This is a genomic window from Salmonella sp. SAL00670 (assembly GCF_046552235.1).
Classification (GTDB): domain Bacteria; phylum Pseudomonadota; class Gammaproteobacteria; order Enterobacterales; family Enterobacteriaceae; genus Salmonella; species Salmonella enterica.
The window spans coordinates 280,616-304,562 of the sequence record NZ_JBGDUO010000002.1 but is presented as its reverse complement, the minus strand read 5'-3'; the positions used below and the strand labels follow the sequence as shown (position 1 = coordinate 304,562).

General features: G+C 53.6%; 18 protein-coding genes. 12 read left to right on the top strand and 6 right to left on the bottom strand.

Annotated features, from left to right (window positions below; all coding sequences use genetic code 11):
* Positions 1–433: 433 nt before the first annotated feature.
* Complete coding sequence (gene fucA, locus ACLJRS_RS08885; protein WP_000440828.1) at positions 434–1,081, top strand: L-fuculose-phosphate aldolase; 648 nt, start codon at positions 434–436, stop codon at positions 1,079–1,081.
* A gap of 16 nt (positions 1,082–1,097) precedes the next feature.
* Positions 1,098–2,246 carry a lactaldehyde reductase gene (gene fucO / locus ACLJRS_RS08880; RefSeq protein WP_000013570.1) on the top strand — a complete coding sequence of 383 codons (1,149 nt, stop codon included), beginning with the start codon at positions 1,098–1,100 and terminating at the stop codon, positions 2,244–2,246.
* A 91-nt stretch (positions 2,247–2,337) separates the two neighbouring features.
* On the opposite strand, the gene xni is transcribed toward fucO, so the two are convergent.
* From xni to queF, 5 genes are all read right to left on the bottom strand, one after another.
* Positions 2,338–3,093 (bottom strand): flap endonuclease Xni, encoded by a 756-nt coding sequence (xni, locus tag ACLJRS_RS08875; protein ID WP_001670245.1) that lies wholly within the window; start codon positions 3,091–3,093, stop codon positions 2,338–2,340.
* Between the two features lie 169 nt (positions 3,094–3,262).
* Positions 3,263–4,630, bottom strand: a complete 1,368-nt coding sequence (gene sdaB / locus ACLJRS_RS08870) for an L-serine ammonia-lyase II (RefSeq protein ID WP_000626381.1) — start codon at positions 4,628–4,630, stop codon at positions 3,263–3,265.
* A 58-nt stretch (positions 4,631–4,688) separates the two neighbouring features.
* Complete coding sequence (gene sdaC / locus ACLJRS_RS08865; RefSeq protein WP_000450462.1) at positions 4,689–5,978, bottom strand: HAAAP family serine/threonine permease SdaC; 1,290 nt, start codon at positions 5,976–5,978, stop codon at positions 4,689–4,691.
* A gap of 564 nt (positions 5,979–6,542) precedes the next feature.
* Complete coding sequence (gene ppnN, locus ACLJRS_RS08860; protein WP_000627973.1) at positions 6,543–7,907, bottom strand: nucleotide 5'-monophosphate nucleosidase PpnN; 1,365 nt, start codon at positions 7,905–7,907, stop codon at positions 6,543–6,545.
* Between the two features lie 112 nt (positions 7,908–8,019).
* Entirely contained in the window at positions 8,020–8,868 is an 849-nt protein-coding gene (gene queF / locus ACLJRS_RS08855; protein WP_000100459.1) for an NADPH-dependent 7-cyano-7-deazaguanine reductase QueF, read from the bottom strand.
* A 68-nt stretch (positions 8,869–8,936) separates the two neighbouring features.
* On the opposite strand from queF, the gene syd reads away from it, so the two are divergent.
* The 8 genes from syd to ACLJRS_RS08815 all read left to right on the top strand — a co-directional run bounded on the left by syd (position 8,937) and on the right by ACLJRS_RS08815 (position 17,430).
* A complete protein-coding gene (syd, locus tag ACLJRS_RS08850; RefSeq protein ID WP_000343990.1) occupies positions 8,937–9,482 on the top strand; it encodes a SecY-interacting protein in 546 nt (181 codons plus the stop codon).
* Positions 9,483–10,092: 610 nt separating this feature from the next.
* Complete coding sequence (locus ACLJRS_RS08845; protein WP_000207014.1) at positions 10,093–10,422, top strand: YqcC family protein; 330 nt, start codon at positions 10,093–10,095, stop codon at positions 10,420–10,422.
* Entirely contained in the window at positions 10,422–11,204 is a 783-nt protein-coding gene (gene truC / locus ACLJRS_RS08840) for a tRNA pseudouridine(65) synthase TruC (RefSeq protein ID WP_000890028.1), read from the top strand. Before ACLJRS_RS08845 ends, truC begins: the two co-directional genes overlap by 1 nt.
* 18 nt (positions 11,205–11,222) lie before the next feature.
* Entirely contained in the window at positions 11,223–11,672 is a 450-nt protein-coding gene (locus tag ACLJRS_RS08835) for a flavodoxin (RefSeq protein WP_000807736.1), read from the top strand.
* 481 nt (positions 11,673–12,153) lie between these two features.
* Entirely contained in the window at positions 12,154–13,512 is a 1,359-nt protein-coding gene (gene gudP, locus ACLJRS_RS08830; protein ID WP_000097015.1) for a galactarate/glucarate/glycerate transporter GudP, read from the top strand.
* Positions 13,509–14,849, top strand: coding sequence for an enolase C-terminal domain-like protein (locus tag ACLJRS_RS08825; protein WP_000211801.1), 1,341 nt, complete (start codon positions 13,509–13,511; stop codon positions 14,847–14,849). Before gudP ends, ACLJRS_RS08825 begins: the two co-directional genes overlap by 4 nt.
* Positions 14,850–14,869: 20 nt before the next feature.
* Entirely contained in the window at positions 14,870–16,210 is a 1,341-nt protein-coding gene (gene gudD / locus ACLJRS_RS08820) for a glucarate dehydratase (RefSeq protein ID WP_000107113.1), read from the top strand.
* A 77-nt stretch (positions 16,211–16,287) separates the two neighbouring features.
* Positions 16,288–17,430: a glycerate kinase gene (locus ACLJRS_RS08815; protein WP_000706477.1), complete on the top strand. Its 1,143-nt coding sequence runs from the start codon at positions 16,288–16,290 to the stop codon at positions 17,428–17,430.
* 43 nt (positions 17,431–17,473) lie between these two features.
* Here ACLJRS_RS08815 and barA read toward each other — a convergent pair whose 3' ends face one another.
* Positions 17,474–20,230 carry a two-component sensor histidine kinase BarA gene (gene barA, locus ACLJRS_RS08810; protein ID WP_000186400.1) on the bottom strand — a complete coding sequence of 919 codons (2,757 nt, stop codon included), beginning with the start codon at positions 20,228–20,230 and terminating at the stop codon, positions 17,474–17,476.
* Positions 20,231–20,287: 57 nt separating this feature from the next.
* On the opposite strand from barA, the gene rlmD reads away from it, so the two are divergent.
* Entirely contained in the window at positions 20,288–21,583 is a 1,296-nt protein-coding gene (rlmD, locus tag ACLJRS_RS08805; protein ID WP_000046852.1) for a 23S rRNA (uracil(1939)-C(5))-methyltransferase RlmD, read from the top strand.
* A 51-nt stretch (positions 21,584–21,634) separates the two neighbouring features.
* Entirely contained in the window at positions 21,635–23,869 is a 2,235-nt protein-coding gene (gene relA / locus ACLJRS_RS08800) for a GTP diphosphokinase (protein ID WP_000226842.1), read from the top strand.
* The last annotated feature ends 78 nt before the right edge of the window (positions 23,870–23,947 follow it).

Below are 23,947 nucleotides of genomic sequence, written 5' to 3'. Positions count from 1 at the left end.
ATTTTCAAATAAAAAAGGCCTTTTAATATGATGGCGGTCACATTTATACCTGAGAGCAGAGCGTTCTGTGATTATCATCACTTTAATTTCCATAAAAAAATGACCGTTTGAGATGTTTAATTTAAAAAACCACAGACTGAATGCCCGAATTAAATTATTGCCACGAAAACGGGCAGTAGTAACTTATTCTTCATTTTTGCCCGTTTTAAAAAATATTATTAAGAGCGGGCATTTATCGGCGAGAGAAACGGTAGTCGTCTGGTTTATCGTGGCGAATTAATTGATGTGAATCACAAAATATCGTTATTTAAATTCCCTTCTCTTTATTCAGTATGATGATAGTTGCTAACTATTTGATTATTTCAACAGGACAGCAGCGCGATGCGAAAGGCGGTTTTGTTGTCTCATTTTGAATCACAGAGAGAGGTAAATAATGGAACGGAATAGACTGGCGCGGCAGATTATTGATACCTGTCTGGAAATGACGCGGTTAGGGTTAAATCAGGGGACGGCAGGTAACGTGAGCGTACGCTATCAGGGCGGAATGCTGATTACGCCGACGGGGATCCCCTACGAGAAGCTGACAGAGTCGCACATTGTCTTTATTGATGCAGACGGTCAGCATGAGCAGGGCAAGCTGCCTTCCAGCGAGTGGCGTTTTCATATGGCGGCATACCAGACGCGCCCTGACGCCAATGCCGTGGTACATAACCACGCTGTCCATTGTACGGCAGTCTCGATCCTCAATCGCCCGATTCCGGCGATTCACTACATGATTGCCGCCGCAGGAGGAAACTCTATTCCCTGCGCGCCCTACGCCACTTTTGGCACCCGCGAACTTTCTGACCATGTTGCCGTGGCGCTTAAAAATCGTAAAGCGACGCTGTTACAGCATCACGGGCTTATCGCTTGTGAAGAAAATTTAGACAAAGCGTTGTGGCTGGCGCATGAAGTGGAAGTGCTGGCGCAGCTCTATTTAAGTACGCTGGCCATTGTCGATCCGGTACCGGTACTGGATGACGAGGCGATCGCTATCGTACTGGAGAAATTTAAAACTTACGGATTACGTATTGAAGAGTGATGTAAGGAGACTGGCGATGGCGAACAGAATGATTCTGAATGAAACGGCATGGTTTGGCCGGGGAGCGGTGGACGCATTAACCGATGAGGTGACGCGCCGCGGTTATCATAAAGCGCTGATTGTTACCGATAAAACGCTGGTGCAATGCGGTGTGGTCGATAAAGTGACAAGCAGAATGGATGCCGCAGGGCTGGCGTGGGAGATCTATGCGGGCGTGATCCCTAATCCTACGATTTCTGTTGTCCAGGAAGGGCTTAAGGTCTTTACCCAAAGTGGCGCGGACTATCTCATCGCCATTGGCGGCGGTTCTCCGCAGGATACCTGCAAAGCGATCGGTATTATCAGTAACAATCCGGAATTTGCCGATGTGCGCAGTCTGGAAGGGCTATCGCCGACCCGTAAACCCAGCGTGCCGATTATGGCGATCCCGACAACGGCGGGAACCGCGGCGGAAGTCACTATCAATTATGTGATTACCGATGAAGAGAAACGGCGCAAATTCGTTTGTGTCGATCCACATGATATTCCGCAGGCGGCATTTATCGATGCCGATATGATGGACGGTATGCCGCCCGCGCTGAAAGCGGCAACGGGCGTGGATGCGCTAACCCATGCTATTGAAGGCTATATTACCCGGGCCGCATGGGCGCTGACGGATGCCTTACATATCAAAGCCATTGAGATTATTGCTGGCGCGCTACGCGGCGCCGTAGCCGGAGAAAAAGAGGCCGGTGAGGCGATGGCGCTGGGGCAATACGTTGCCGGGATGGGGTTTTCCAATGTGGGGCTGGGACTGGTGCATGGGATGGCGCATCCGCTGGGCGCGTTTTACAACACGCCGCACGGCGTCGCGAATGCTATTTTGCTTCCGCATGTGATGCGTTTTAATGCCGGGTATACCAACGAGAAATTCCGTGATATCGCCCGGGCGATGGGGGTGAAGGTAGAAGGATTGAGTCTTGAAGAGGCGCGTAATGCCGCAGTGGAAGCCGTATTTACGCTAAATCGCGATGTGGGAATTCCGCTGCATTTGCGTGATGTTGGCGTTCGAAAAGAGGATATCCCGGCGCTGGCACAGGCGGCGTTCGATGATGTCTGTACGGGCGGCAATCCGCGTGAAGCGAGTCTGGCGGATATTGTCGAACTGTATCATACCGCCTGGTAATTTTGCCGGATGGCGCAGCGCTTATCCGCTCTACATTTCGTGCAGTTCTGTAGGCCGGATAAGGCGTTCACGCCGCCATCCGGCAACAAAACTACCGCGCCAGCCGTAGCTGCTGTAAGTTTCCGTCAATATGTAAATCGGTTTGCAGACGTGCAATATCGCGGCAGAGAAATGCCATTTCTTTATGCGTCTCAAGCTTTTTGCGCCACTTTTCCGGCACCTCGTCCGGATGGGCGTAAATTCCCTCCAGATTTTGAAACTGAATCAATAGCTGGGTCGCGCTTTTGGGGCCGATACCGGCAACGCCGGGGACTTTCGAACTGCTGATTCCTGCCAGCCCCCAGTAATCCGGCAACTGCCGGGGGAGTACGCCAAACTCTTTTTCAATAAACGGCGCGTCCAGCCAGCGTTTCTGGAAGTAGTCGCGAATGCGCAATCCCGGAGAGAGCAACTGGCAATAGCCTTTATCGGTTGACACAATGGTTGCCTGGTGTCCGGCTTCGGTAACTTTTAGCGCCAGCGTCGCCGCCAGATCGTCCGCTTCGTTACCATCTGATGCCCAACAGCGTACGCCGCGCTGTTCAAACGCGGCGCGTAGGGCGGGCATTTCATTATGTAAATCGTCAGGCATCGGCGGACGTCCTGCTTTGTAGTCCGGTAAACGCTGATGACGCCAGCCGCTGCTGCGCGCGTCGTCATCAAATACCGCTACGGCATGGGTTGGCTGGCTGTGGATAATCAATTGATCGAGCGCGTGTTGGCAGGTTTCCACACAGGGCGATCCCTGAACGGCGTGAATACGGCGAATCAAATTGAGCGCGTCGACGATAAGCAGATGAGCAGCCACGGTGTTCTCCCTTACAAACCTGCGCGTAGGGTAACATTCACGGCGGGGGGAGGCGAGCATTGCGAAATAGCGCTATCCGTAGGCCTGATAAGCGAAGCGACATCAGGCAACAAAGCCGGATGGCGGCGAGCGCCTTATCCGGCCTACAGATCCTAAAATGTGCTGAGAATTAATCGCAGGTAACGATCTTCATCGCCAGGCCGCCGCGCGAAGTTTCGCGGTACTTAGCGTTCATGTCTTTACCGGTTTCGTACATGGTCTCAATCACTTTATCGAGGCATACACGCGGTTCGCTGGTACGGCGCAGCGCCATACGCGCGGCGTTGACCGCTTTGACTGAAGCAATCGCGTTACGCTCAATGCAGGGAACCTGGACCTGGCCGGCAACCGGATCGCAAGTTAACCCCAGATTATGCTCCATGGCGATTTCTGCGGCGATGCACACCTGCGCCGGGCTACCGCCCAGCAGCTCGGCCAGACCCGCTGCCGCCATGGAACAGGCCACGCCGACCTCTCCCTGACAACCCACTTCGGCGCCGGAAATAGAGGCGTTCATCTTATACAGCGAGCCAATCGCGCTGGCGACCAGCATATAGCGAGCAAGCGAGTTAGCATTTACTTCGCGGATAAACTTGTCATAGTACGCCAGCACCGCCGGAACAATACCACATGCGCCGTTAGTCGGGGCAGTGACTACTCGTCCGCCTGCGGCATTCTCTTCGTTCACCGCCAGAGCGAACATATTGATCCAGTCGACGACCGCCATCGGATCGGTGGTGGTCTTATCCTGACTGACCAGCATCCGACGCAGCGCCGCCGCGCGACGCGGAACGCGCAGTTTGCCCGGCAATACGCCCTCGGTGGTGATACCGCGCTCAATACCGCTGCGCATCACCTCCCAGACCCTGGCGAAGTGCTGCTCCAGCGCTTCTTTACTGTGCAGAGCCAGTTCGTTTTGCATCATCAGACCGGAGAGCGACAGACCCGTCTCCTGGCAATGGCGCTGTAAATCCGCGGCGGTTTTATAAGGATATGGTACGTTAACGGGTTCGCTATTCGTCAAACCAAAGTGCTCTTCATCGACGATAAAGCCGCCGCCAATGGAGTAGTAGGTTTGGCTGTAGAGCACTTTATCGCCCGCCAGCGCGGTAATACGCATCCCGTTCTCATGCAGAGACAGGTTGTCGGCGTGGAAATTCATGCACTTATCGACCGGAAATTCGACTTCATGCTGCCCATTGGCCAGTAGTAAACGCCCATGGGTGTTCACATCCTGGATAAAGGACGGAATGGCGTCGATATCGACGGTGTCCGGCAGATTCCCCGCCAGGCCCATAATAATGGCGATATCAGTGTGGTGGCCTTTACCCGTCAATGACAGAGAGCCGTAGACATCCACCACGACGCGGGTGACATCTGTAAGGATATGGCGGGCAATCAGATCGTCCGTGAACTGCTTGCCTGCTTTCATTGGTCCGACGGTGTGAGAACTGGAAGGGCCAATGCCGATTTTAAAAATATCGAATACGCTAATCATAGGGCATCCATTGCGGTTGTATCATAGAGAAGCGCCGCGGTAAGCGGCGCTAAAGGACTTAGCTGAACAGTGAGTAGAAAATAGCGGAGATGGCAATCAGGCCCATAATCACAACGAATACGTTGCTGATATGACCGCTGTACTTACGCATTGCCGGTACTTTCTGGATGGCATACATCGGCATCAGGAACAGAATCATCGCGATGATCGGGCCGCCCAGGGTTTCAATCATGCCCAGGATGCTGGGGTTCAGCGTCGCCACAATCCAGGTGGTGACCAGCATGAACAGCGCGGTAATTTTATTCAGTTTGTTGATTTCGATGGATTTACCTTTACCACGCAGCGATTTAATCACCATCCCGTTAAAGCCTTCACGCGCGCCCAGGTAGTGGCCGAGGAAAGATTTGGTGATAGCAATCATCGCAATGATCGGCGCCATCCAGGCGATGATCGGCGCGTTAAAGTGGTTCGCCAGGTAAGACAGAATAGAGATGTTCTGCTCTTTTGCCGCTGCCAGATCCGCCGGCGTCAGGCTCAGCACGCAGCTGAAGACGAAGAACATCACGGTCAGCACCATCATGATGTGGGCGAAGGCCAGAATTTTAGAACATTTCTTCTCTGCGCCTTCACCGTACTCTTCACGCTTCGCAACCGCGAAGGAGGAGATGATCGGGGAGTGGTTGAAAGAGAAAACCATCACCGGAATCGCCAGCCACAGCGTCATCCACAGACCGTTGCCGGTAGACGCGGCGGAATCAAAGGACAGCGTTTCCAGCGCCGCGCCGTTCCACTGCGGGATCAGGTACAAGGCCAGCAGCATCAGCGCAGCGACGAACGGGAATACCAGGATACTCATCGCCTTAACGATCATTTGCTCGCCGAAGCGCACGATGGTCATCATGCCAACAATCAGGATCAGTGAAAGAATCGCCCGCGGCGGCGGATTAATCGCTAACTGGTGGGTCAGGAAGCTTTCCACGGTATTAGTAATCGCCACGCTGTAAACCAGCAGGATGGGGTAAATCGCGAAGAAGTAGAGCAGGGTAATCAGTTTACCTGCGCCGATACCGAAGTGTTCCTCAACGACTTCAGTGATGTCTTCACCCGGGTTTTTACCGGACAGCACGAAGCGGGTTAAACCACGGTGTGCGAAAAAGGTCATCGGGAAAGCGAGAATCGCCATGATGATGAGCGGAATCATGCCGCCGACGCCTGCGTTGATCGGCAGGAACAGAACGCCCGCGCCGATTGCCGTGCCGTAAAGGCCCAGCATCCACATGGTATCCGTTTTGCGCCATGCGCTTCGAGAGTCAATCGAAGCAATCGTGCTGGTCTGAGTGGTTTCCATCTATTTCTCCTGGAGGATGCTAAAAATCAGGTTGCTGGTCTAATCCAATGAAAAAAGACCTGATCGTAAAATGAAATCTGCTTAGGGACGCTTTTTATATAATTTTTCGCCGTAATAATTTTCGGGCGGAAAGATACATTTAAGTGATGAATCTATCAGTGATCCCGATCTCAAATGCAATAATCCGCTTCTTACATGGATAAATTTGGACCATTAATCTATTAAAAAAACGTCATAACGAATTTCCGGGCGCGAAGGCTACCATTAACGATATAAGGCCGGAAAGATTGGGGCGCAAGATACGGAGGTTTGACTATAAAAATCAAGGTTTTTAGTGGATTCTTGCGAAGAATGAGAGTTTGAACCGATAAATCACGGTAAGAGGAGTCAGGTAAACGTTTGCCTGGCAATCTATTTATGGTGAATTATAAATGGTGTTTATAAAACAATGCGGGCTATGCCTCTGATGATCATCATAAAAAATGAAGGCATACGTGAATCGCCATACCGCAATGAAAGGAATGGGAGAAGCGCCCGGCTGCTGGCGGCAACCGGGCATAAGCGTTAAGCGCAGATCTCGTAACAGGGGATGTAGGCGGAACCCGGCAATTTCATACGATGCTGCGCGACGAATCCCTGCAGCAGATCGTCCATGCGACGCATCATCTCTCGATCGCCGTGGATTTTATACGGACCATTAGCTTCAATGGCGCGTATCCCGACCTCCTTCACGTTCCCCGCGACAATACCGGAGAAGGCGCGCCGCAGATCCGCCGCCAGAATCTCAACCGGCTGATCCGGGTACAGTTTCAGGTTGGCCATATTCTCATGCGACGGCTCAAACGGCACCTGCAGATCCGGTGCAATACGCATCGACCAGTTAAAACTATAGGCGTCGCCGGTATCGCGGCGATTCTCTTTCACTTGCGGCATCGCTTTCTTCATCAGCCGCGCTACCTCCGCCGCATCGTCAATGATGATGCGGTAATGACGGCGGGCCGCTTCGCCCAGCGTATGGGTAATAAACTCATCCAGCACGCGGAAGTAATCGGCGCTCTCTTTTGGTCCGGTCAGGATCAGCGGCAGCACCTGATTTTTATTGGCTGGATTCATCAGAATCCCCAGCAAATAAAGCAGCTCTTCCGCCGTACCCACGCCGCCCGGGAAGATGATGATACCGTGTGCGATACGGACGAACGCTTCCAGGCGTTTTTCGATATCCGGCATGATGATCAGTTCATTCACCAGCGGGTTAGGCGGTTCAGCCGCAATAATGGAAGGTTCAGTCATGCCGATAAAGCGGCTGTCTTTATAACGCTGTTGCGCGTGACCGACCGCCGCGCCCTTCATGGGGGCTTCCATCGCCCCAGGGCCGCAGCCGGTGCAGATGTTCAGCTCGCGTAATCCCAACTGCGTGCCGACGCGACGGGCATACAGGTACTCGTTTTCGTTAATTGAGTGGCCGCCCCAGCATACCACCATGTTTGGCGCTTCGCCGACGTGCAGCGCCCGGGCGTTGCGCAAAATGGAGAACACCAGATTGGTGATATGTGTTGAGCTTTCAAGATCCAGATGCTGGAAACGACCAGCATTGTGGATCTGTCCATTCACAAAGAGAATGTCGCGCAGCACCGCGAACAGGTTAGCCTGTAGCGCACGAATAATCCGCCCGTCAACAAAGGCGTCTTCAGGCGGATTAATCAATTCCAGCTTCACGCCGCGCTCGCGGCGCAGTACGTTAATATCGAAATTTTCAAAGCGGGACAGCAGCTCTTTGCTGTTGTCGGTCAGGCTGCCGGAGTTAAGAACGGCAAGTGAACAGTTACGAAACAGTTGATACAGGTCGCTACTGGCCGTGCGTTTCAGCATGTCCACTTCCAGTTGCGACAACATATCCATTGAGCCAAGCGGGCTAATATGTGTAATCAAGTAAACTCCTTATGGGACGCAACACGCCATTCCCTGTTGATTACAATAGCCCTGGCTGATGACCTTTCACAACCTTACATGCGCAATCCGGCACGCAAAATTGACAAAAAAATTACTGTCGCGCCAGCCTGCCCGTGGCGGGCACGAAATCGGTATTGCTGCGCCAGGGATTAATGTCCAGCCCGCCGCGGCGGGTATAGCGCGCATAAACGCTTAGCGTTTCCGGCTGGCAGAAGCGCAGAATGTCATTGAAAATACGCTCTACGCACTGTTCGTGAAATTCATTATGGTGACGGAAGGAGACCAGATAACGCAGCAGTTTTTCCCTGTCGATTTTGCGCCCGCGATACTGAATTTGTATCGAGCCCCAGTCCGGCTGGTGGGTGATCAGGCAGTTGGATTTCAACAGATGGCTGACCAGCGTTTCTTCTACTTGCTTCTCGCCGCTGACCGCATGTTGCAGATAGTCGGTAGTAAACTGGTAGTTGTCGATACTGATATCCTGATCGTCAATACAGGCGCCGTGGAAATGGGCGACAGGCTGTCCTTCCAGCTCATCAAGACGATGAAGCCTCACGCTAACGTTGCCCTGCGCGCAGGCGCGCAGATCGCGCTCCAGCGTCTGGCGCACCGTCTCCCAGGTGTCAAAGCGCGTCTGGTTAAAGCTGTTCAGATACAGTTTAAAGCTTTTGGATTCGATTAAATTAACGCTGGTGTAATCCAGTTCGACATGCCCGACGGCGACCTGCGGAAGACCCTGGCTGTTAAGCCAGGAAAGTTCATACAACGTCCAGATATCCGCGCCGTGGAACGGCAAATTATCGGCTGTTAATCCGAGCGGGTCGCGATTCAAACTGCGCGGTACGCCCTGCAGCAGGCTGGCGTCATAATTGTCCCGGTAATCCGTTGATTTTCCGAGAGTCAGGCCATCGAGAGCCTGATGGTTTTCATAAGAAGACATGTTTCACCGTCATAAACCAGATACACTATGCGCCAAGTGTATCCTGGCTTTTATGAAGAGAGAAACTGGTGGACGAACTGACAGCGCAGGCATTGAAAGCCTTTACGACGCGTTACTGCGACGCGTGGCAAGAAAAACACGGTAGCTGGCCGTTGAGCGAAGAACTGTATGGCGTACCTTCTCCGTGCATTATTTCTTCAACCCGCGATGCCGTTTACTGGCAGCCGCAACCTTTTGAAGGCGAAGAAAATGTAAACGCGGTTGAACGCGCCTTTGATATTATGGTACAACCTGCGCTCCACGCGTTTTACACCACGCAGTTTGCTGGCGACATGCCCGCGCAGTTTGCGGATGAAAAGCTTACGCTACTGCAAACCTGGAGTCAGGATGACTTTCGGCGCGTGCAGGAAAATCTGATAGGCCACCTGGTCACGCAAAAGCGGCTCAAGCTTCCTCCCACGCTTTTTATTGCGACGCAGGAAAATGAGCTTGAGGTCATTTCGGTCTGTAATCTGTCCGGCGAGGTGATTAAAGAAACGCTGGGCACCCGCAATCGTACCGTTCTTGCCGCAACGCTTGCGGAATTCCTTACGCAACTTAATCCTCTTCTGTAATCGTTTGCCCTAACAGGTGTGAGAGATCTCTTACAAAGTCTGTAGGAGATCGCCAGGATATCAGCGGATACTGAGCCCCGTTTTCTTATGTAAGTCTATATAAAACAACTAATTAAAATGTTTTTGCGCACTTTCATATGAAAATTTACTTAAGGTATTGTCTGTAAGCGTCTTGTAAGACAAGGTGAAACAGGCGATTCTATCTTCGTCGACAGGGAGTCGTACAACGAAGCGAACGTCAGGATGATGACGCTTCAGCAGGACACGCCAGGATGGTGTTACAAGGAAAGGCTTCAGGATGAAGCAAAGTGGAAAGCGCAGGATGCGTTAAAGGACACCTCCAGGACGGAGAACGAGAGCCGATCAGGATGTTCGGCGGGTCTGGATGACCAGGGACGCTTCAGGAAGAAGCTATCACATCGGGCGATGTGCGCAGGATGCAAACGTTCAGGATGAACAGGCCGTAAGGTCACAGGAAAAGTTGTCACGGATGAGCAGGGAGCACGAAAAGTAGCTGGAATGCTGCGAAACGAACCGGGAGCACTGTTTATACAGTGCTCCCTTTTTTTTGTTATTCTTCGCGCCAGATTTTCATCATTGAGGTTTTAACATGACGACTCATGACCGTGTGCGTCAGCAGTTACATGCGCTTGAAACGCTGCTGCGCGAGCATCGCCACTGGCGGCAGGATGCGCCGCAGGCGCACCTGTTTACCAGCACCCAACCATTTTTTATGGATACCATGGAACCGCTGGAATGGCTGCAATGGGTATTGATCCCACGTATGCATACCCTACTTGATAATGCGCAGCCGCTGCCCGAGGCGTTTGCCGTCGCCCCTTATTATGAAATGGCGCTGGCGGCGGATCATCCGCAGCGGGAGGCGATCCTGGCGGTTTTGCAGGATCTGGATGCGCTATTCGCCCGCGATGAATCCTGATGCTGGAGATCCTCTATCAAGACCCGTGGCTGGTTGCCGTGAATAAACCCGCAGGCTGGCTTGTTCACCGGAGCTGGCTGGATCGCGACGAAAAAGTCGTGGTCATGCAAACGGTGCGCGACCAAATCGGCCAGCATGTTTTTACCGCCCACCGTCTCGACAGACCCACGTCGGGCGTACTGTTAATGGGGCTGTCCAGCGAAGCGGGACGCCGTCTGGCGCAGCAGTTCGAGCAGCACCACATCCGTAAACGCTACCATGCCATTGTGCGCGGCTGGCTGATGGATGACGCGGTACTGGATTATCCGCTGGTGGAAGAGCGCGATAAAATTGCCGATAAATTCGCCCGCGAAGATAAAGCGCCCCAGCCGGCTGTAACGCAGTATCGCGGACTGGCGACGGTCGAAATGGCGGTGCCGACCGGACGTTATCCCACCACGCGTTATGGTCTGGTTGAGCTGGAACCAAAAACGGGACGCAAGCACCAGCTTCGTCGTCATCTGGCGCATCTGCGTCATCCTATCATCGGCGACAGCAAGCATGGCGATTTGCGACAAAACCGCAGCGCCGCAGAGCATTTTGCCTGTCGTCGCCTGATGCTTCATGCCAGTCGGCTTGAACTGACGCACCCCTTTACCGGACAGCCGTTGATAATTCAGGCCGGGTTGGATGAAACCTGGATGCAGGCGCTGACACAGTTTGGCTGGCGTGGACTTCTCCCTGACAATGAAAGGGTTGAGTTTACGGCGGCGTCCCGGCAGGATGAGACTCATCAGGCATAATTCAGGGAGATACGCATAATGGCAGAAATTGGTATTTTTGTCGGGACCATGTATGGCAACTCACTGCTGGTGGCGGAAGAAGCGGAAGCGATCCTCGCCAGACAGGGCCACAGCGCGACCGTGTTTGAAGATCCTGAACTGTCCGACTGGCAGCAATATCAGGATAAGGTTGCGCTGGTCGTTACCTCGACGACCGGGCAGGGCGATCTACCGGATAGCATTGCGCCGCTCTTTCACGGCATTAAAGATACGTTGGGTTTTCAGCCAAACCTGCGTTACGGGGTGATTGCGCTAGGTGATAGCAGCTACCCCAATTTCTGTAATGGCGGTAAACAGTTTGATGCCCTGTTGCAAGAGCAAAGCGCGCAGCGGGTGGGGGAGATGTTATTCATTGACGCCAGCGAACATCCGGAGCCGGAGAGCCAGTCCAATCCCTGGGTTGAAAACTGGGGAACTTTACTTTCCTGAGGTAAATCCCTCCCCCCTACGGGAGGGTACCTTTTCGTTTGCTTGCGTTGCCAGTAAGCAAAATCACGACCTGTATACAGTGTAAAGTAACTGAATCGTGTTAGCTTTGGGCATATGCCCGCAAAAGCGGCAGTTTTTTACGGGCGTTTTCATGTAATCAAGCGACCTGTTTCACATTCTTCTCTTTTTACTCCTCCTGCGTCGACGCCTGACGCCTTCTGATTTCATTTCCGTGAAGTGGCTTCCACTGTCCTGGGCTTTTGCCATAAACAGGCGTAATTCATCGCCAAAATACTGTGTTGTTGCACGGTGAGTGTGTGTGGCGCGCTTTTTATACTTCTCCTGCCAGTGAATAAAAGCATGCAGCGTGCAAAGCAAACGACCTAATAAAAGCTGCAACAAGGAAACGTTATCTCTGATTCCCTACCGGTTGTGCAGTTCAGAGTGAGCGTAGCTAACGCGAAATTTCAGGAGTGCAACAATGAGTTCATTAAGTCACGCGGCGAGCAGTGCGGAGAAACGCACGAACGCCCGCTACTGGATAGTGGTGATGCTGTTTATCGTCACATCCTTCAACTACGGCGACCGCGCCACATTGTCCATTGCCGGCTCAGAAATGGCCAAAGATATCGGCCTTGATCCGGTAGGCATGGGCTATGTTTTTTCTGCTTTTTCATGGGCCTATGTTATCGGGCAGATCCCGGGCGGCTGGCTGCTGGACCGCTTTGGTTCCAAACGCGTCTATTTCTGGTCTATTTTTATTTGGTCAGTCTTCACCCTGTTGCAGGGTTTTGTCGATATCTTTAGTGGTTTCGGCATTATTGTCGCCCTCTTTACGCTTCGTTTCCTGGTTGGTCTGGCGGAATCGCCTTCTTTCCCGGGCAACAGTCGCATTGTTGCAGCCTGGTTCCCGGCGCAGGAGAGGGGAACGGCGGTGGCCATCTTTAACTCCGCGCAATACTTTGCCACGGTTATTTTCGCGCCGATTATGGGCTGGCTGACGCACGAAGTGGGCTGGTCGCATGTCTTCTTCTTTATGGGCGGGTTAGGGATCATCATCAGCTTTATCTGGTTGAAAGTTATCCATGAACCAAATAACCATCCGGGCGTAAATAAGAAAGAATTGGAGTACATCGCAGAAGGCGGCGCGCTGATCAATATGGATCAGAAAGACACCAAAGCGAAAGTACCGTTTAGCGTCAAATGGGGCCAGATCAAACAGCTGCTGGGCTCTCGTATGATGATTGGCGTTTACATCGGTCAGTACTGTATTAACGCATTGACCTATTTCTTTATTACCTGGTTCCCGGTCTATTTGGTCCAGGCGCGCGGCATGTCGATTCTCAAAGCGGGCTTTGTCGCCTCGGTTCCTGCGGTCTGCGGCTTTATCGGCGGCGTGTTGGGCGGCATCATTTCCGACTGGCTGATGCGTCGTACTGGCTCCCTGAATATCGCGCGCAAGACGCCGATTGTGCTGGGAATGTTGCTGTCAATGGTTATGGTGTTCTGTAACTATGTGAACGTGGAATGGATGATCATTGGCTTTATGGCGTTGGCCTTCTTCGGTAAAGGTATCGGCGCGTTGGGCTGGGCAGTAATGGCGGATACCGCGCCGAAAGAGATCAGCGGTCTTTCCGGCGGCTTGTTTAATATGTTCGGCAATATCTCCGGTATTGTGACGCCAATCGCGATTGGTTACATCGTTGGCACCACCGGTTCCTTCAACGGCGCGTTGATCTATGTCGGCGTACATGCCCTGGTGGCCATCATCAGCTATCTGGTGCTGGTAGGTGATATTAAGCGTATTGAACTGAAACCTGTCGCAGGACAATTATCATGACAACGCAATCTAGTCCCGTTATTACGGACATGAAGGTCATTCCGGTTGCCGGACATGACAGTATGCTACTCAACATCGGCGGCGCGCATAACGCGTACTTCACCCGTAACATCGTCGTCCTCACCGATAACGCCGGGCATACTGGCGTCGGCGAGGCGCCGGGCGGAGAAGTGATTTATCAGACGCTGGTCGATGCTATTCCGATGGTATTAGGCCAGGAAGTCGCCCGCCTGAACAAAGTGGTGCAGCAGGTGCATAAAGGCAACCAGGCCGCTGATTTTGACACCTTTGGCAAAGGCGCATGGACGTTTGAACTGCGGGTTAACGCGGTGGCGGCTTTGGAAGCGGCGCTGCTTGATCTACTGGGACAGGCGCTTAATGTGCCGGTCTGTGAACTGTTAGGGCCAGGTAAACAGCGCGATGCCGTCACCGTGTTGGGCTATCTCTTCTATATTGGCGATCGCACTAAAACCGATCTGCCGTATCTGGAAAGCACGCCGGGCAGTCATGAATGGTATCGTCTGCGCCATCAGGAAGCGCTGAACAGCGACGCGGTCGTGCGGCTGGCGGAAGCGTCTCAGGATCGCTACGGCTTTAAAGATTTTAAACTCAAGGGCGGCGTGCTACCGGGCGAACAAGAGATTGATACCGTTCGCGCGCTAAAAAAACGCTTCCCGGACGCGCGTATTACCGTGGATCCGAACGGCGCCTGGCTACTGGATGAAGCCATTGCGTTGTGCAAAGGGCTGAAAGATGTACTGACCTACGCGGAAGATCCGTGCGGCGCGGAGCAAGGATTCTCTGGTCGTGAAGTCATGGCGGAGTTCCGCCGCGCGACAGGACTGCCGGTGGCGACCAATATGATTGCCACCAACTGGCGCGAAATGGGGCATGCAGTGATGCTCAACGCGGTAGATATTCCTCTTGCCGACCCGCATTTCTGGACTCTCACCGGCGCCGTTCGCGTGGCGCAACTGTGCGATGACTGGGGGCTAACCTGGGGCTGCCATTCGAATAACCATTTTGATATTTCACTGGCGATGTTTACCCATGTCGGCGCGGCGGCGCCAGGCAAACCCACCGCTATTGATACGCACTGGATCTGGCAGGAGGGCGATTGCCGCCTGACTAAAAATCCGCTGGAAATTAAAAACGGCAAAATTGCCGTTCCGGATGCGCCAGGACTGGGCGTGGAGCTTGACTGGGAACAGGTGCGAAAAGCGCATGACGCGTATAAAAAGCTGCCAGGCGGCGCGCGTAATGATGCAGGCCCGATGCAATACCTGATCCCCGGCTGGACTTTTGACCGCAAACGCCCTGTTTTTGGTCGTCACTAATTCTGAATAAGGACACAGTTATGAGTACTCAATTTACGACGCCTGTAGTGACTGAAATGCAGGTTATCCCGGTTGCGGGTCATGACAGTATGCTGATGAACCTGAGCGGCGCGCACGCCCCGTTCTTCACGCGCAACATCGTCATTATTAAAGATAACTCCGGCCATACCGGGGTCGGCGAGATTCCGGGCGGCGAAAAAATTCGCAAAACGCTGGAAGATGCGATCCCACTGGTGGTGGGAAAAACGCTGGGTGAATATAAAAATGTCCTGACCGCCGTTCGCAACCAGTTTGCCGATCGCGATGCGGGCGGACGCGGTTTACAAACATTCGATCTCCGTACCACTATCCATGTAGTGACTGGCATTGAAGCGGCAATGCTTGACCTTTTGGGCCAACACCTGGGCGTCAACGTCGCTTCGCTGTTAGGCGACGGTCAGCAGCGCAGCGAAGTCGAAATGCTGGGTTATCTGTTCTTTGTCGGCAATCGCAAGGCTACGCCGCTGCCGTATCAGAGCCAGCCGGATGAGCAATGCGACTGGTATCGTCTGCGCCATGAAGAGGCGATGACGCCGGAAACGGTAGTGCGTCTGGCGGAAGCGGCCTATGAAAAATACGGCTTCAACGACTTCAAACTGAAAGGCGGCGTGCTGGCGGGCGAAGAAGAGGCCGAGTCAATAGTAGCGCTGGCGAAACGTTTCCCACAAGCGCGCGTCACGCTCGATCCAAACGGTGCCTGGTCGCTGAACGAAGCGATCAGCATTGGTAAATACCTGAAAGGTTCTCTGGCCTATGCAGAAGATCCGTGTGGCGCGGAACAGGGTTTTTCCGGGCGTGAAGTGATGGCGGAATTCCGTCGCGCGACCGGATTACCGACGGCCACCAATATGATAGCGACCGACTGGCGTCAAATGGGGCATACGCTGTCGCTGCAATCCGTCGATATCCCGCTGGCGGACCCGCACTTCTGGACTATGCAAGGCTCTGTACGCGTGGCGCAAATGTGTCATGAGTTCGGTCTGACCTGGGGCTCGCACTCTAACAACCACTTTGATATTTCGTTGGCGATGTTTACCCATGTTGCCGCGGCGGCGCCGGGCAAGATCACCGCGATCGATACCCACTGGATCTGGCAGGAAGGCAACCAACGTCTGACTAAAGAACCGTTTGAAATTAAAGGCGGCATGGTGCAAGTACCGACCAAACCGGGGCTGGGCGTTGAGCTCGATATGGATCAGGTGATGAAAGCGCATGAGCTCTATCAAAAACATGGCTTAGGCGCGCGTGACGACGCGATGGGAATGCAGTACTTAATTCCTGGCTGGACGTTTGATAATAAGCGTCCTTGCATGGTGCGTTAAGTCAGAACCGGTTCCGTAAGGAACCGGTGCTTCTCTGGGTGTATGCTTAACAGGATCAACATGCGTAAGGACGACTTATGAAAATAGTGATCGCACCAGACTCGTATAAGGAAAGTTTGAGTGCTCTTGAGGTAGCGACCGCCATTGAACAAGGATTTCGCGAGATCTGGCCTGACGCCGATTACCTGAAATTGCCGCTGGCTGATGGCGGAGAAGGTACTGTCGAAGCGATGGTTGAAGCGACGGCGGGTCGAATCGTGCATGTTGAGGTCACCGGGCCGTTGGGGCATCGCGTCAATGCGTTTTATGGGCTTTCCGGCGATGCGCGTTCCGCGTTCATTGAAATGGCGGCCGCCAGCGGGCTGGAGCAGGTGCCGCCCGCGCAACGCGATCCGCTGAAGACCACGTCATGGGGAACCGGCGAGCTGATCCGTCATGCGCTGGATGCGGGCGTTGAGCATATCATTATTGGTATCGGCGGTAGCGCCACCAACGATGGTGGCGCGGGGATGGTACAGGCGCTGGGGGCCAGGCTACGGGATGCGCAGGGCAATGATATTGCGCAAGGCGGCATTGGGCTGGAAACACTCGCCAGCATTGATATCAGCGGCCTGGATAAGCGTTTGTCGGCGTGCCATATAGAGGTCGCCTGCGATGTCACGAATCCCCTTACCGGCAAAGAGGGCGCGTCTGCGGTTTTTGGTCCGCAAAAAGGGGCGACGCCGGAAATGATTGAACGCCTGGATACGGCATTGACTCGCTATGCGCATTTGATTGCCCGCGATCTGCATGTCGATGTGTTGGATCTGGCAGGCGGCGGCGCGGCAGGCGGCATGGGGGCGGCGTTATACGCGTTTTGCGGCGCGCAGCTACGGCGTGGTATTGAGATTGTCACCGATGCGCTTCATCTGGAAGCGTGTCTTGCGGATGCTGATTTAGTCATCACCGGCGAGGGACGCATCGACAGCCAGACCATTCACGGTAAAGTCCCTATTGGCGTGGCAAACATCGCCAAACGGTATAACAAGCCGGTAATTGGTATTGCGGGTAGCCTGACGGCGGACGTTGGCGTGGTTCATGAACATGGGCTTGATGCCGTTTTCAGCGTGATTTATACCATCTGCACGTTGGAGGACGCGCTGAAGAATGCGAGTGAAAACGTACGAATGACCGCGCGCAACGTGGCTGCAACGCTGAAAGCGGGGCAACAATTACGCTGAGTTGTAGGCCGGATAAGGCGGTCACGCCGCCATCCGGCGAATATCAGCCTAATATCTTCTTCGCTTCACGCGCGACATTATCCATCTCATCCAGCAGCTCCAGAAACTCAGGCTCCAGCTCCTCTTCGTGGACGCCGCTGCGAAGCTGTTGCTCAATAAGCTGGCAAAGGTTCTTCATCCGCGGTACGCCGCTATAGCCGCAGCTCCCGTGTAGCTTATGGACCAGATCGACCAGACCGTTGGGATTTTCTCCCACCAGTTGTTCTTCAATTTTGTTGCGCACTTCCGGCAGAAAATCAATCAGCATTTGCAGCATATCCCGTGCCAGATCGGGCTTACCGGCAGCCTGGCGGAGCGCAAGCTGCCAGTCGAGCGTCGCATTCGGATTGAAGATAAACTCAGCCGGTTCCGGCGCCATCAGGCGCGCTGCTACGTTGGCGCCAGGTTTATAGCGCAGCAACAGATTATGCAACTTCTCTTCTTCTATCGGTTTAGCCAGATAGTCGTTCATGCCCGCGCTGAGCAACTTCTCTTTTTGCCCGGCCATCGCATGTGCCGTAACGGCAATAACCGGTGTTTGCTGCTGATGAGGAAGCTGGTGAATCAATTCGCAGGCGCGTATGCCGTCCATATCCGGCATCTGAATATCCATCAAAATCAGATCAAACTGCATTTGTTTCGCCCGATCCACCGCCTGATGTCCGCTATCACAAAGCTCTACGTGCTGGACTTTATCTTCCAGTAACGCGCCGATAAGTTTCAGATTGGCGGGATTATCATCAACCGCCATAACCGTCATGGTGATTTTACTGGTATCCATTAGCAGCGGTTCAGGATGGTGATTCAACTGGCAATATTCCGTCAGCGCTGGCAACAGGCGCGTTGACGTCAATGGTTTTAACAGACAGGCCGCCGCGCCTCCTTGTTTCAGCTTTTCGGCGTTAATTTGCGCATGGCAAGGTAGCGCCAGCAGTAGAAAGTCCGTCATTGACGCCGCTTTCGCCAGACGTTCATGCTGCATGGTGAGCGGCTCGCGGAAGGTCACCGGAACGCTCAAAATCATAATATCGTAGTGCGCTAACGGCAGCGCGGAGAAGGTCGGGCTGTAAACCACCTCCACCGGCGTGTCGCTCAGTAGATCCAGGGTACATTGCGCGGCGGTAGCATTCGGTTCGACATAAGCCAGCCGTTTTCCGGCCAGACATGCGGTCGACGGCCCGTCAATAATAACATTTGGGTTAAGATCAAGATTAATATGAAACCAGAAGGTCGAGCCGCGATTAGGCTGGCTGTGGAAAGAGATATCCCCGCCCATTTCGTTGACCAGCTTTTGCGTAATCACCAGCCCAAGCCCGGTGCCGCCGTGACGGCGAGAAATACTGGCATCGGCCTGGCGAAACGCCTGAAACAGTCGCGACTGGTCGCGTTCCGGAATGCCGATCCCCGTATCGCGGATCTGCACTTCAATCTGTACTTTGGTGTTACTAAGCGCCCGCTTTTCTACCAGAATGTCGATATTGCCACTCTCGGTGAACTTAATGGCATTACCCACCAGATTAGTAATGACCTGTTGCAGGCGCAGCGGGTCGCCAATCACATTATCCGGGACGTCGTTTTTAATATTTAACGTCAACTCCAGCCCTTTATCATGCGACGAGTGGGCCAGCAGCGTAACCACTTCATCCAGCGTGTTGCGCAGTGGAAAAGGGATACTTTCCAGAATGAGCTTACCGGCTTCCAGCTTGGAGAAATCAAGCACGTCATTAATGATCGCCAGCAGATTATTCGCGGAACGCTCAATGGTGTTCAGATGGTCGCGCTGGGTGGGATTCAGCTCCGTTTTTAATGTCAGGCGGGTAAAGCCAATGACGCCGTTCAGCGGCGTTCGCAGTTCGTGCGACATGTTCGCCAGGAACTCCGACTTAATACGCGCCGCTTCCTGGGCGCGCTTTTTCGCCAGATCGAGCTCAACGTTTTGGATTTCCATCTGCTCAAGGGTTTCACGCAGGTCTGAAGTGGCCTGATCGATATTATGCTGCATCTCTTCGTGATAGGCGGCAAGCGACATCGCCATGGAATTAATGCCGTTTTTCAGCATATCCAGTTCGCCCAGCATAAATCCTTCCACACGGCTATCCAGTTGTCCGCGGCGAATGCGGTCAACGGTATTCACCATATTACGGATAGGCCCGGTGACATCGCGCATAAGCCGCCAGCCAAAGATTAGCGCAATACCAATACAAAAAAGCATCATCACGCTGGAGATAAAAATCTCTTTGTATTGCTGTAGCCTGACCGACTTGAGATCCAGTTCAAGCGCCACATACCCCAGCATATTTTTGGTATTTTTCGCGTCAGCAATCGCTGACTCGTCCGGCGAATAGCTCTCCGAGATAATCGGGGTGCGCAGAATCATAATATCGCCGTGGCGATCAACGCTCAGACGACGTGGAAACGGCGCTCCGGCAGGAAGCTGCATCTGTGAGGGGTCCAGATGGAAATTAGACGTTACAAACAGACGGTTATGATCGTCATAAACGGAAATCGCCCGCACAATATCAGAGTGTCTGCGGTGCAGGACGCTGATAAGTTGGCCGATAGACTCCCGGTTTTGTAAGTTCATACCATATTCGCTGGAGACGGCGAGCGGTTCAATAATACTGGCGCCGGCATCTTCCAGTTGACGCTGCAGGTCGTTATAGCGGTGCACTACAAAAAAGATACTGAGCAGCAAACCTATCAGGACGGTTGGGGCCAGGATCAGAATCATCATGCGTGCGCGCAGGCTGTAGTTGGTCATGGAGTTCCGTTATGGGACAATTAGGGTCACACTGTTAAATTGAGAAAAAGCTGGTCGATGGCGCAATTCTACTCTGCAAAACGGCGCGTGACGACGCGTCAGATCATAACCGTTAAAGTCAATGACCTCGATTCATTTGGTCAGGGCGTAGCCCGTCATAACGGAAAGGCGCTGTTTATCCCCGGTTTATTGCCTGAGGAAAGCGCAGAAGTCATTATTACAGAAGATAAAAAGCAATTTGCCCGCGCACGCGTTTCGCGCCGTTTGAATGATAGCCCGGAACGAGAAACGCCGCGCTGCCCGCATTTTGGCGTCTGCGGCGGTTGTCAGCAGCAGCATGTCAGCATCGCCCTGCAACAACGTAGCAAAAGCGCGGCGCTGGCGCGTTTGATGAAACACGAGGTGAATGACATCATCGCCGGCGCGCCCTGGGGTTATCGGCGTCGTGCGCGGTTAAGTCTGAATTGCCCGCCGGATAAACCGCTGCAAATGGGATTTCGCAAAGCGGGTTCCAGCGATATCGTCAATGTCGAACAGTGCCCTGTTTTGGCGCCCCAGCTTGCAGCATTGCTGCCCCGAATCAGGGCGTGTCTGGCGAGTTTACACGGCACCCGACATCTTGGGCATGTTGAGCTGGTACAGGCGGGAAGCGGTACGCTGATGATTCTGCGCCATACCGCGCCATTAAGTGCGGCGGATAAAGAAAAACTGGAACGCTTTTCGCATTCTGAGGGATTGTCTCTGTTTCTGGCGCCGTTTAGCGAGATACTGGAAACGGTATCTGGCGAGGCGCCCTGGTATGATTCGCACGGCTTACGTTTAGCCTTCAGTCCGCGAGACTTTATTCAGGTTAATGAGGCGGTAAACCAGCAAATGGTCGCCCGCGCGCTGGAGTGGCTTGATGTGCGCGCCGAGGATCGTGTCCTGGATCTGTTCTGCGGAATGGGGAATTTTACGCTGCCGCTGGCAACGCGCGCGGCAAGCGTGGTAGGGGTTGAGGGCGTTCCGGCGCTGGTAGAAAAAGGCCGTGAAAACGCCATCCGCAATGGTTTACATAATGTGACATTCTTCCATGAGAACCTGGAGGAAGATGTCACGAAGCAGCCGTGGGCGAAAAACGGCTTTGACAAAGTCTTACTCGATCCTGCGCGTGCGGGGGCTACAGGAGTGATGCGACATATTATAAAATTAAAACCTATTCGCATTGTTTATGTATCCTGTAACCCGGCGACGCTGGCGCGCGATAGTGAAGCGCTAGTCAATGCGGGATATGAGGTTACGCGTTTAGCGATGCTCGACATGTTCCCGCACACAGGACATCTGGAATCAATGGTTCTGTTCGAGCGCATGTAATGATTACCGGCTTACCGACTTCGGTAGGCCTGGTCCCTTAAGGAGAGGACGATGGTCGCGGTAAGAAGTGCACATATTAATAAAGCTGGTGAATTTGATCCGAAGAAGTGGATCGCAAGCCTGGGAATTTCCAGCCAGCAGTCGTGTGAGCGCTTAGCCGAAACCTGGGCGTATTGCCTGCAACAGACACAAGGACATCCGGATGCGGATCTGTTGCTGTGGCGTGGCGTGGAGATGGTAGAAATTCTTTCCACGCTGAGTATGGATATCGACACGCTGCGGGCGGCGCTACTGTTCCCTCTGGCCGACGCCAACGTAGTCAGCGAAGATGTACTGCGCGAAAGCGTCGGCAAATCTATCGTTACCCTGATTCATGGCGTGCGCGATATGGCGGCGATCCGCCAGTTAAACGCCACTCATAACGACTCTGTTTCTTCGGAGCAGGTTGATAACGTCCGTCGAATGTTATTGGCGATGGTGGATGATTTCCGCTGCGTGGTGATCAAACTGGCCGAGCGAATCGCTCATTTGCGCGAAGTGAAAGAGGCGCCGGAAGATGAGCGCGTGCTGGCGGCGAAAGAATGTACCAACATCTATGCGCCGCTCGCTAATCGTCTGGGCATCGGGCAACTGAAGTGGGAACTGGAAGACTACTGTTTCCGCTACCTGCATCCGGCGGAATACAAACGCATCGCCAAACTGCTGCATGAGCGCCGTCTCGATCGCGAACATTACATCGAAGAGTTTGTTGGACATCTGCGCGCCGAAATGAAAAACGAAGGCGTGCAGGCGGAAGTCTACGGACGACCAAAACATATTTATAGCATCTGGCGCAAAATGCAGAAAAAGCATCTGGCGTTTGATGAACTCTTTGACGTGCGCGCCGTGCGTATCGTCGCTGAACGTCTGCAAGACTGCTACGCCGCGTTGGGGATAGTGCATACGCACTATCGTCACCTGCCGGATGAATTCGATGATTATGTCGCTAACCCCAAACCGAACGGTTACCAGTCTATCCACACCGTGGTCCTGGGGCCGGGCGGTAAAACCGTTGAGATCCAGATCCGTACCAAACAGATGCATGAAGACGCCGAACTGGGCGTGGCGGCACACTGGAAGTATAAAGAAGGCGCCGCGTCCGGCGGCGTGCGTTCCGGTCATGAAGACAGAATTGCGTGGCTGCGTAAGCTGATCGCCTGGCAGGAAGAGATGGCCGACTCCGGCGAAATGCTGGATGAAGTGCGCAGCCAGGTGTTTGACGATCGGGTCTACGTTTTTACGCCAAAAGGCGACGTGGTTGACTTGCCTGCCGGATCTACGCCGCTCGATTTTGCTTACCACATCCACAGCGATGTTGGGCACCGCTGCATTGGCGCTAAAATCGGCGGCCGTATTGTGCCATTCACCTATCAGTTGCAGATGGGCGATCAGGTTGAAATTATCACGCAGAAGCAGCCGAATCCCAGCCGCGACTGGCTGAATCCAAACCTGGGCTATGTGACGACCAGCCGCGGACGCTCGAAAATTCACGCCTGGTTCCGCAAGCAGGATCGTGACAAAAATATCCAGGCTGGACGGCAGATCCTCGACGATGAGCTGGCGCATTTGGGGATTAGCCTGAAAGAGGCCGAGAAACATCTGCTGCCGCGCTACAACTTTAATGAGCTGGAAGAGTTGCTGGCGGCGATAGGCGGCGGCGATATCCGTCTTAATCAGATGGTGAATTTCCTGCAATCACAGTTCAATAAGCCGAGTGCAGAGGAGCAGGATGCAGCGGCGCTGAAACAGCTTCAGCAAAAAACATACGCGCCGCAAAATCGTCGTAAAGACGACGGGCGCGTGGTGGTAGAAGGCGTGGGTAATTTGATGCACCACATCGCCCGCTGCTGCCAGCCGATTCCGGGGGATGAAATTGTCGGCTTCATTACTCAAGGGCGAGGGATTTCCGTGCACCGGGCCGACTGCGAACAGCTGGCGGAACTGCGCTCCCATGCGCCGGAGCGGATCGTAGAGGCGGTATGGGGCGAAAGCTACTCGGCGGGATATTCGCTGGTGGTGCGCGTCCAGGCCAACGATCGCAGCGGCTTGCTGCGCGATATCACCACTATTCTGGCTAACGAAAAAGTCAACGTGCTGGGCGTCGCCAGCCGCAGCGACATTAAACAGCAGATCGCCACCATTGATATGACCATCGAGATCTACAACCTGCAGGTGCTGGGCCGCGTGCTCGGTAAGCTGAACCAGGTGCCGGATGTGATTGATGCACGGCGACTGCACGGGGGGTAAAGTGAAACGTTATTATCTACAAAGTAGTCTGATATATCTACCCGTTATACTTTACGTTGCCTGTGTGTTTGCATGGCC